Annotated in this window: 1 protein-coding gene; it reads right to left on the bottom strand. The window is 33.3% G+C overall.

Annotated features, from left to right (window positions below; genetic code table 11):
* Positions 1-10: 10 nt before the first annotated feature.
* Complete coding sequence (locus KH893_RS12900; protein ID WP_281166411.1) at positions 11-163, bottom strand: hypothetical protein; 153 nt, start codon at positions 161-163, stop codon at positions 11-13.
* Between the last annotated feature and the right edge of the window lie 95 nt (positions 164-258).

Below are 258 nucleotides of genomic sequence, written 5' to 3'. Positions count from 1 at the left end.
AGCTGGTGGCTTAATCTTTAATTTTTTTGATCTGCTGGACCATTGATAATTCTTCATTAGTTGGTACAACTAAGATTTTAGCAATTGAATCCCTGGCTGAAATCACGCCTTCTGTTTGCTGCCGATTCGGAAGTTTGACACTTTTTAAAATAAAATCCTCCATAAAGCCTGATATGACTTTATTTTTTTGTCAATTTTTCCCTTTTAATTTGTAGTACTTTGTGGTACTCTATAATTAGAAAGGATGTGAATCACATG

The organism is Liquorilactobacillus sicerae (genome assembly GCF_029916425.1).
Classification (GTDB): domain Bacteria; phylum Bacillota; class Bacilli; order Lactobacillales; family Lactobacillaceae; genus Liquorilactobacillus; species Liquorilactobacillus sicerae.
Note: the sequence above shows the minus strand (reverse complement) of the source record. Positions and strands in the feature narration are given on the sequence as shown.

What these genes read in the sequence shown, in the direction of transcription:
- KH893_RS12900 (WP_281166411.1), bottom strand. Translation starts at nt 163, where the DNA reads ATGGAGGATTTTATTTTAAAAAGTGTCAAACTTCCGAATCGGCAGCAA.